The following is a 9121-nucleotide window of genomic DNA, read 5'->3' as shown; positions in this document are numbered from 1 at the left end:
TTCGAGAGTGGTAAAGGAGAGGCCCTGGAAATACCCCACAGCCCCGAAAAAGAGCCAGTCAGTTGCTTAACTGACTGGCATTACGGCATAACGCCGGTATTTTTATTGGCTCGTTGTTTTTGCCGGATGTGGCGTGAACGCCTTATCCGACCTACAAAATCTTGCAAAATCAATAAATTGCAGGAACGATGTAGGCCTGATAAGCGTAGCGCATCAGGCAACTACGTTTTTATTGCGAAGCCGCATCCGGTTTACGCAATGCCAGTGGATTGAGCTTTATCCCTTCGTAATAACTCACCCATGAAGAATATCTTTCAGGGGAATTCCAGACGCGGAAATGCAGACGGGCCATCGTCACCGGATCGCTTAGCAGCACCAGGCGACGATCGCGATTCAGCTTCTCTGGCGTCTCGTTAAGCGCCTGTTCAACGTGGCGGTCACGGGCGATTTCCAGCACCTTACTGGCGCGGTGACGCGCTGTCGCCATTGCGGTTGCCAGAGCGTTAAATGACGGGTTAAACACTGCGTGCATAAAGCCATCGTCAAGGGAGCGTTGGCGATTCATCTCAAGGAACCGATCGGTATCAACCAGCACCTGCGGCGGTGAATACTCTTCCGGGATCAGGAACAGTTTCCAGCGTTTGGTGCGCAGACCAACGGTGGCACGGCTGGAAATCACCGAAACAAACGGTGACAGGATCAACGAGAAGACAATCGGTGCCAGCCAGAACAGGAAACGCAGATCCAGCCACGCCATCCCAACAGCCCACACTAACCCCAACAGCAGCTGTGAGCCGTGGCGTTTGAACGCTTCGCCCCATGAAGTGGAGTCATCATCACGCTGCGGTGAATTCCACACCACTTCCCAGCCAAGGAACGCGCTGACAACGAAGACCGTATGGAACAGCATGCGTACCGGAGCCAGCAGCACGGAAAACAGCACTTCCAGCAGCAACGATAATGTAACGCGCCAGAAGCCGCCGTATTCTTTCGTTCCTTTGCACCAGATAAGCAAAATGCTCAATAACTTCGGCAGGAACAACAGCACCATGGTCGAAGCAAAAAGTGCAATCGCCAGCTCAGGACGCCACTGCGGCCACACCGGGAACAACTGCCGTGGTTGCAGGAAGTATTGCGGTTCGGTCAACGCATGCACTACCTGCAATGCAGTAGAGAGCGCGAGGAACATAAACCACAGCGGAGCGGAGAGATAAGACATCACGCCCGTCAGGAACACCGCACGGTGAACCGGGTGCATACCCTTAACCAGGAACAGACGGAAGTTCATCAGGTTACCGTGGCACCAGCGGCGGTCACGTTTTAGCTCATCAAGCAAGTTAGGCGGCAATTCTTCATAAGAACCCGGGAGATCGTAAGCAATCCAGACCCCCCAACCTGCACGGCGCATCAACGCCGCTTCTACGAAGTCATGTGACAGGATTGAACCGGCAAAGGAACCTTCGCCCGGCAGCGGAGCCAGTGCGCAGTGCTCGATAAATGGTTTCACGCGGATAATCGCGTTATGTCCCCAGTAGTGCGACTCGCCAAGTTGCCAGAAGTGCAAACCGGCTGTAAACAGTGGCCCATACACGCGGGTCGCGAACTGCTGACAGCGCGCATACAGCGTATCCATACCGGACGCTTTCGGCGACGACTGAATGATCCCGGCGTTCGGGTTGGCTTCCATCAAGCGCACCAGGCCGCATAAACAATCACCGGTCATTACCGAGTCAGCATCCAGCACCACCATGTAGCTGTACTGGCTGCCCCAGCGACGGCAGAAGTCATCGATATTACCGCTTTTACGCTTCACGCGGCGACGGCGGCGGCGATAGAAAATCTGACCTTCGCCACCGACTTCAGCGATAAGCTCCATCCAGGCTTTTTGCTCTGCGACGCAGATATCCGGGTTATAACTGTCACTCAGAATGTAGACATCAAAGTGTTTGGCATTCCCGGTGGCTTTTACTGATTCCCACGTTGCACGCAAGCCAGCAAAAACACGGTTCACGTCTTCGTTACAGATAGGCATGATCAACGCCGTGCGATGCTCCGGGTTTAATGGTTCATCGCCAACTGTTGACGCAGATATACTGTATTTATCGCGACCAATAAGCAGTTGCAGGAAGCCCATCAACGCCGTCCAGAATCCGGCGGACACCCAACAGAACAGTACCGCAAAAAGGATCAGGATACCGGTTTGCAGCATATAAGGCAGAAGCTGCATAAAGGAAACCCACAAATCCTGACCAACCATATCCATAGGATTAATCAGCGCCCAACCCTGATAAGGAAGAATGGTCTTCATATACCAGGTCGCGACAACAGTTTGCGCGAGCGTCAGGATCAACAGAATGTAACGGCGGATGGTACCAACGGTACGCCACTTTTGCTCGCTCTCCTGCTCTTCTTTGGTCAAACGAGCCAGATAGCGCGGCGTGACATCGCGTCCACGCAGGCGATCCCAGAAACGGCCTACCGGGTTGGTACGCCACGGGTCGGGAAACATCGAGGAGCGTTTTGCTTCTGGCATCGCCTTAAGCTGATCGCGCCCTTCGTCGTCTTTAATTAACTGTCCATCAGCAAGTGAATCTGGCCAGGCTTGTTCCAGACGCGCCTTTACCGAGCCTTGCGGGGAATCATCCTCCCGCGCCCAGGTGCGGTGTTCGGCATCCAGCGCCTGATGAACGGCGCGGATATCAGTCTTCGGCAATGCTGCTTTCTCGCTTGCGGCGATGGGCATTGCGTCAATGTACTCAGTTGTCTTATTCATTGGCAGGTAACTGGTAGCTCCAGGTTTCACTCAACGTCTGATCGGCATTCACCAGCGCAGCACGCATTTCAGTGGTTTTCTTGGCATCTTTCACTTTCACACGCATCACCAGACGCCAGCCTTTGGTAACCGGGTTATAGCGCACCGTGCTTTCAACTATCTCACCATTATCACCAATGCTGGTTTGCGCTGTGACCGGGGTATCCTCTGGCAGTTTTTTCATCTCTGCGCCGGTAAAATCGACCACAAAGGCGATAGTACCGTCAGGCTGGCGAATCAGGTTCGACTGCTTCACATCCCCCGTTGAACGACGCGTTTGTTGCACCCATGCGTTATCTGGCGCATGCAGTTTGTCTTCATCACGGCTGAAGGTGATGGTGTATTTAAAGTTCATCTCTTTACCCGGCTCCAGCAGCTGATCCGGCGTCCAGTAAGCGACGATGTTATCGTTGGTTTCATCGTTGGTTGGAATTTCCACCAGCTCAACGCTGCCTTTGCCCCACTCCCCTTTCGGAGTCACCCATGCGCTTGGACGGAGATCGTAACGATCATCGAGATCTTCAAAGCGGGAGAAATCACGACCTCGCTGCAACAGACCAAAGCCTCGCGGGTTTTCCATGGAGAAGCTGCTGACCGCTAAATGTTTCGGGTTATTCAACGGACGCCAGATCCATTCGCCATTACCAGCATGGATAGACAGACCGTTAGAGTCGTGCAACTCCGGACGATAGTTATTTGCGGGCGACGGTTGGTTCGGCCCAAACAGGAACATACTGGTTAACGGTGCAACCCCCAGTTTGCCGACTTTATCGCGCAGATAGATTTTCGACTGCACATCCACAACCGTGTCACGCCCTGGCATAACCACGAATTTGTAAGCACCTGTCGCACGCGGCGAGTCAAGCAATGCATAAATGGTTAAACGTTTATCAGTCGGTTTTGGACGCTCGATCCAGAACTCTTTGAAGCGTGGAAATTCTTCACCCGATGGCAAAGCGGTATCAATTGCTAGGCCGCGGGCAGAAAGGCCATAAACCTGACCTGCACCAATCACGCGGAAATAGCTGGCCCCGAGCATGCTGACGATTTCATCGTTTTTATCTTTGCTGTTGATCGGGTAAAGCACTTTAAAACCGGCAAAACCAAGGTCTTTTACCGTGTCTTTGTCATGCTGAACATCGCCGAAAGTGAAATAATTCGGGCTGTATTTGATTCGTTTGACTGCGGTGGCAGTCACTTCATTTATTTTGACCGGGGTATCGAAGTACATACCCTGATGGTAGAACTCGAGTTTGAATGGGGTCTTCAGATTGTTCCAGTACGCTTTGCCATGATTAAACTGGATCTGCTGATAGTCCGCGTATTTCATGTCGCGGAAAACGGAGGGCAAGTTGCTTTTAGGCGCCTCATAGCCTTTCCCGGCTAAGGATTGAGCTTGCTTTGCGACATCATCAATACTGAAAGCCCAGCTTGAAGATGTATACAGGGTTAACATTACTGCAGCACTCAACCAACGCATTTTCATCATTTGTAGTTTATGTTTCATAATTAGTAAGCACTTCCCCCTTTGTGTGCTTATATCGATCCGATCTATTTTAATGGATAACCAGCCATTCCGACAACTGAATCCCGGTATCGTTCAGCACGCTGGCTCATAGATTAAGCACCTGATTGCAACCGTTTTCACTTTCCGTGCTTCTCCTAAAGACAGAAGCATCGACTTCGTGTAGGGTTTGCCAGCAAATTTATTTATCAACCGTCTTACAGACGCTTCCATTCTGGTTAGTGGTAGCGATGATGCTATGCATAAAAACCTTGAAGCCTGCGCCTGGCGCGGTCAGGTCGGTGTCGCTATTGCAACAAGCCTAAAGGCATAACCCGACAGGGATAAGACGAAAAATCCGAGATTAGTTAACCATATATGAATCCAGTACCCGCGCAACGTGAATATTTCCTCGACTCCATCCGCGCCTGGCTGATGTTGTTAGGGATCCCTTTTCATATTTCTTTAATCTATTCGAGCCATACATGGCATGTGAATAGCGCCGAACCGTCATTGTGGCTGACCCTTTTTAATGACTTCATCCACTCGTTCCGCATGCAGGTATTTTTCGTTATATCCGGATACTTTTCCTACATGCTTTTTTTACGCTATCCCTTGAAAAAATGGTGGAAAGTACGTGTCGAACGTGTAGGTATCCCGATGTTAACAGCCATCCCCCTACTGACATTACCGCAATTTATTATGCTGCAATATGTCAAAGGGAAAGCGGAAAGTTGGCCTGGGCTATCATTGTATGACAAATATAATACGTTGGCCTGGGAATTAATATCACACCTGTGGTTTTTACTGGTGTTAGTAGTCATGACGACGCTGTGTGTATGGATATTTAAGCGCATCAGAAATAATTTAGAAAATTCTGATAAAACGAATAAAAAATTCTCGATGGTAAAACTATCGGTGATTTTTTTATGCCTCGGCATCGGCTATGCGGTAATAAGAAGAACGATTTTTATTGTGTATCCACCCATTCTGAGTAATGGCATGTTCAATTTTATTGTCATGCAAACGCTATTTTATTTACCGTTCTTTATCCTCGGCGCACTGGCTTTCATTTTCCCTCATCTTAAAGCCTTGTTTACCACGCCGTCTCGTGGCTGTACCCTCGCTGCAGCATTGGCGTTTGTCGCTTATTTACTCAACCAGCGCTATGGCAGTGGCGATGCCTGGATGTACGAAACCGAGTCGGTGATCACCATGGTCCTCGGCCTGTGGATGGTGAATGTGGTCTTCTCCTTTGGCCACCGTTTGCTTAACTTCCAGTCAGCGCGGGTGACTTATTTTGTTAACGCATCGCTGTTTATCTATCTGGTTCACCACCCGTTAACGCTGTTTTTCGGCGCATACATTACACCGCACATCACCTCCAACTGGCTTGGTTTTCTCTGTGGCCTGATATTCGTAGTAGGGATTGCGATAATTCTGTATGAAATTCATTTACGCATCCCGTTACTGAAGTTTTTGTTCTCTGGTAAACCGGTTGTTAAGCGTGAGAACGATAAAGCACCAGCCCGTTAAGCCACATTTACAATAACCATTCCACGGGCAATATCGACGCCAGTCTGACCATAACCCGCTTCCAGAAACTGGTGGCGGGTTCTTTTTTGAGAATAACCTCTTTCTTTGCATGACGATCAACCCAGTTGATCCGTCCCCACCTGTCCAGACGGAGCTGCCAGGCCGCATCGTACTGGCTCTGAATAAAGCATTTATCAATTAACTGTGCCAGCGTTTCGCTCTCTATCACGAAGCCCATTTCAGTATTGAGCAATGTTGAACGCGGATCGAAATTGAAAGAGCCGATAAACACCGTTTTACCATCGATGCTAAAAGTTTTAGCATGCAGGCTGGCACCGGAATTACCGGTTATGCCGCGATCGTGTAACGTACTGCTTTGTTCACGCGTCGGCTTGAGTTCATATAATTCCACGCCATAGCGGAGCAATTTTTTGCGCCAGCGCGCGTATCCGGCATGGACGACAGCAACATCGTTAGCGGCAAGAGAATTGGTTAGGATCGCAATCTTTACCCCTTTTCTCACCATCCGTAAGAGTTGCGCCACACCTGCGCGTGTCGGTACAAAATAGGAAGAGATAATATCGATGCGTTCACTGGGTGAGCCCATGATATCGAACAGGCGCTGCGGTAACAGTGAATGCCGTTTTGCCTTGCCCTCCCCTTTCGCCGGATCATCACTTAATAAACGTGTCTTCGCCCAGATAAGCGGCAACGTTCCATCAACCAGATGATTTATAAATGGACTGGATTCCATTTTGCGTAAATAACGATGCGTCATGGCATCGTTATGCCAGGAGGCGGGTAACTCGATGCGATCCGCCATTTCACCTTCCGGGACATCCAGCACCTGCTGTAAGGGTGAAACCGATTTGCAATACCAGTAGCGGGCGAAATCATCGGCAACGTCCTCTACCACGGGGCCTATTGCCATGACATCTAAATCCGAAAAAAGTGGCTCTTCCCCTGCACCAAAATAGGCATCACCAATATTTCGTCCTCCCACTAGGGTAACCACGCCATCGACAGTGAAACTTTTATTGTGCATCCGGCGATAGAGACGGGAAAAGTCGGTGATATATCCAAGCGGACGTAGCAAGCGAAACGAGAAAGGATTAAAAAGCCGGACTTCAATGCGTGGATGACTGTCAAGCAAGCGTAAAATGTCGTCAAGTCCGGGCGTATTGTTGTCGTCCAGCAACAAACGGACGCGAACGCCACGCTTTGCTGCGGCTAACAGGGCGGAAAACAGTAACCGCCCCGACATATCGTCCTGCCAGATGTAATACTGAACATCCAGCGTATGCTCTGCCATTTCGGCCAGACGATACCGGGCGGCAAACGCATCCAGACTTTTCTCCAGAGGGAAAAGACCACACTGACCGGGATGTTGCGAACACAGTGGCAGCACCGCGCTCGCCAGCCGGGGCAAATCATTCATCTCCTTGTTGGGTAAGGAGTCTTTCGTAGAGGTGGGCGCTTTCTTCATCATAACAGACAAAGTATACCTGTTTGGGTAAAGCGTGACGGGTAATAAATTCTGAAACGGTTTTAACTGCGATTTCAGCCGCTGCCGCACGAGGGTAACCATAAACCCCAGTACTGATTGCAGGAAAAGCCACTGACGTATAGCTGTTTGCCGCCACCAGTCGTAGGCTATTCAGATAGGCATCCTGCAAAAGCTGGTCTTCGTTTTGTTCACCACCACGCCAGACTGGCCCGACGGTGTGTACTACGGCTTTAGCGGGAAGATCGCCTGCAAGCGTAATAACGGCATGCCCCGTAGGGCAATCGCCCTGCTGTTGCCTGACTTTTAAACAGGCATCCAGCAGGGCCGGACCCGCTGCGCGATGAATGGCCCCATCGACGCCGCCGCCTCCCATTAATGACGGATTAGCCGCATTCACAATCACATCAACGGCCAGTTTGGTAATATCACCCTGCACAACATGAATACGCGTTTTCATAACGCCTCCTTACACCTTCTTGTTTCTTAAGTGTACAGCAGGCTTTTTGGTTAAATCGCATTTTTCTGCTCAGCAACGTGAGTTGTTCAGAAACTTAGTTATATTCGATGTTCATTACAGCCAGCTTTTTCTGTTTATCAAGATACTGCACTTTTACTGAGGCTATTTGCGCGTTTTTGACATTGCCGCTCATTAACGCTTTGCTGGAGTAGGTTTTGCCCGGAATAGAACCATTCTGTGGGCAGTTCATTTCTACGGGTGATGACTGGGTGCTGACGTCACATGCCGGTTCCACAATTTGGCCATAAAAATGGATCACGCCCCCTTGCGCGGTGCTTCCTGCAATGGCAATAAAAGGAAAAAACAAACTGCCGAGCATAAGAGAGCCTAAAAAAGGTCTGAACATTTATTCTATTTCCTCAATGATTAGTCATCCTTGAGGGTTGTGTTATCCATACTTTCAGGTTGGCTGATTCGCAGCAGACCATTCTCTCCAGATTCATCTTATGCTCGATATTTCAACAAATTAAGACTTTTCTGAAGAGGGCGTCCATTGTTGTGATAAATGAAGTGCCTGTCCATCAGAAACAGTAACAACTATTTTCACCCGATCTTCCGGGGAAATATTTAAACTCAACTTCGTCAAAGCAATGGGTTGATTAGCAGGCAATGAGAGGGTCTTTTCTTGCTTCGTCTGACTTTGCCCTGAACTGCCTTCGCGCAGGGACAATATTTGTACTCTGCACAGACAAGATTGAGTAAGAGTAACTTCAGGAATAATGGTGTACATATCCCCTTGCTGGGTCGTATTAAAGGTTATCTGGCTGGAAAGTGCCGCAAGGAGTAATAACGCATTCATATTCTTCTCCCGAAAAAAAACAGGGCTTGCGCCCTGTTTCTGTAATACAAATGATGTATTAATACTGATGAGCGGTCGCGTTGTTACCAAAGCCAACCTGAGTCACGTTGACGGAGGAGTTCGATGCAGTCTGGTCAACTGCAGCACCGTTGCCACCACCGAACTGTTTAACAGTCATTTCAGAATTTTTGCCGTTCCACTGATCAAGAGTGGCGCTGTTACCGAAGCCACGTTGGGTCAGATCGATTGAGCTGTCATCTGAGCCCTGACCAACATCTGCACCATTACCACCGCCATGCTGGGTAATAGTCAAGTCAGAGTTACGGGCATCAGTTTGCAGAGCAAGTGCAGAGTTACCGCCACCGTACTGGTAAATGTTCAGCTCTGAATTTGGGCCGCTATTATTACTGAGGTGTACTGGCAATAGCGGACACTACCATTTGTTC

The 9121-nt window shown here is 49.6% G+C and carries 9 protein-coding genes; 2 read left to right on the top strand and 7 right to left on the bottom strand.

Annotation, left to right across the window (positions count from 1 at the left end):
- A partial coding sequence (locus ACUU1M_RS16860) for a hypothetical protein (protein ID WP_449144697.1) occupies window positions 1-70 on the top strand: 70 nt, incomplete at its 5' end.
- 159 nt (window positions 71-229) lie between these two features.
- Here ACUU1M_RS16860 and mdoH read toward each other — a convergent pair.
- On the bottom strand, window positions 230-2773 hold the full coding sequence (gene mdoH, locus ACUU1M_RS16855) for a glucans biosynthesis glucosyltransferase MdoH (protein WP_001295445.1): 2544 nt from the start codon (window positions 2771-2773) through the stop codon (window positions 230-232).
- Window positions 2766-4301 (bottom strand): glucans biosynthesis protein MdoG, encoded by a 1536-nt coding sequence (gene mdoG / locus ACUU1M_RS16850; RefSeq protein WP_152029022.1) that lies wholly within the window; start codon window positions 4299-4301, stop codon window positions 2766-2768. The genes mdoH and mdoG overlap by 8 nt, the downstream gene beginning before the upstream one ends.
- Window positions 4302-4694: 393 nt before the next feature.
- On the opposite strand from mdoG, the gene mdoC reads away from it, so the two are divergent.
- The gene (gene mdoC / locus ACUU1M_RS16845; RefSeq protein ID WP_001070350.1) at window positions 4695-5852 is read left to right on the top strand and encodes a glucans biosynthesis protein MdoC; all 1158 of its coding nucleotides are present in this window, start codon (window positions 4695-4697) and stop codon (window positions 5850-5852) included.
- A 7-nt stretch (window positions 5853-5859) separates the two neighbouring features.
- Here the strand turns inward: mdoC and clsC are convergent, their stop codons facing one another.
- The 5 genes from clsC to csgA all read right to left on the bottom strand — a co-directional run bounded on the left by clsC (window position 5860) and on the right by csgA (window position 9099).
- Window positions 5860-7341 carry a cardiolipin synthase ClsC gene (clsC, locus tag ACUU1M_RS16840; RefSeq protein WP_134797972.1) on the bottom strand — a complete coding sequence of 494 codons (1482 nt, stop codon included), beginning with the start codon at window positions 7339-7341 and terminating at the stop codon, window positions 5860-5862.
- Window positions 7283-7816: an O-acetyl-ADP-ribose deacetylase gene (ymdB, locus tag ACUU1M_RS16835; RefSeq protein WP_000857407.1), complete on the bottom strand. Its 534-nt coding sequence runs from the start codon at window positions 7814-7816 to the stop codon at window positions 7283-7285. Before ymdB ends, clsC begins: the two co-directional genes overlap by 59 nt.
- A gap of 94 nt (window positions 7817-7910) precedes the next feature.
- A complete protein-coding gene (ymdA, locus tag ACUU1M_RS16830; RefSeq protein WP_449144696.1) occupies window positions 7911-8222 on the bottom strand; it encodes a protein YmdA in 312 nt (103 codons plus the stop codon).
- A 120-nt stretch (window positions 8223-8342) separates the two neighbouring features.
- On the bottom strand, window positions 8343-8675 hold the full coding sequence (gene csgC / locus ACUU1M_RS16825; RefSeq protein WP_000992821.1) for a curli assembly chaperone CsgC: 333 nt from the start codon (window positions 8673-8675) through the stop codon (window positions 8343-8345).
- Between the two features lie 58 nt (window positions 8676-8733).
- Complete coding sequence (gene csgA, locus ACUU1M_RS16820; protein ID WP_001144017.1) at window positions 8734-9099, bottom strand: curli major subunit CsgA; 366 nt, start codon at window positions 9097-9099, stop codon at window positions 8734-8736.
- Window positions 9100-9121 lie beyond the last annotated feature (22 nt).

The sequence above is a fragment of the Shigella sp. SIG6 genome (assembly GCF_053555815.1).
The sequence above is the reverse complement of the archived record's forward strand: the minus strand, read 5'-3'. Positions and strand labels throughout refer to the sequence as shown.

Coding starts and splice junctions, on each gene's coding strand:
- mdoC (WP_001070350.1), top strand. CDS start 4,695: ATGAATCCAGTACCCGCGCAACGTGAATATTTCCTCGACTCCATCCGC.
- csgC (WP_000992821.1), bottom strand. CDS start 8,675: ATGAATGCGTTATTACTCCTTGCGGCACTTTCCAGCCAGATAACCTTT.
- mdoH (WP_001295445.1), bottom strand. CDS start 2,773: ATGAATAAGACAACTGAGTACATTGACGCAATGCCCATCGCCGCAAGC.
- clsC (WP_134797972.1), bottom strand. CDS start 7,341: ATGATGAAGAAAGCGCCCACCTCTACGAAAGACTCCTTACCCAACAAG.
- ymdB (WP_000857407.1), bottom strand. CDS start 7,816: ATGAAAACGCGTATTCATGTTGTGCAGGGTGATATTACCAAACTGGCC.
- ymdA (WP_449144696.1), bottom strand. CDS start 8,222: ATGTTCAGACCTTTTTTAGGCTCTCTTATGCTCGGCAGTTTGTTTTTT.
- mdoG (WP_152029022.1), bottom strand. CDS start 4,301: ATGATGAAAATGCGTTGGTTGAGTGCTGCAGTAATGTTAACCCTGTAT.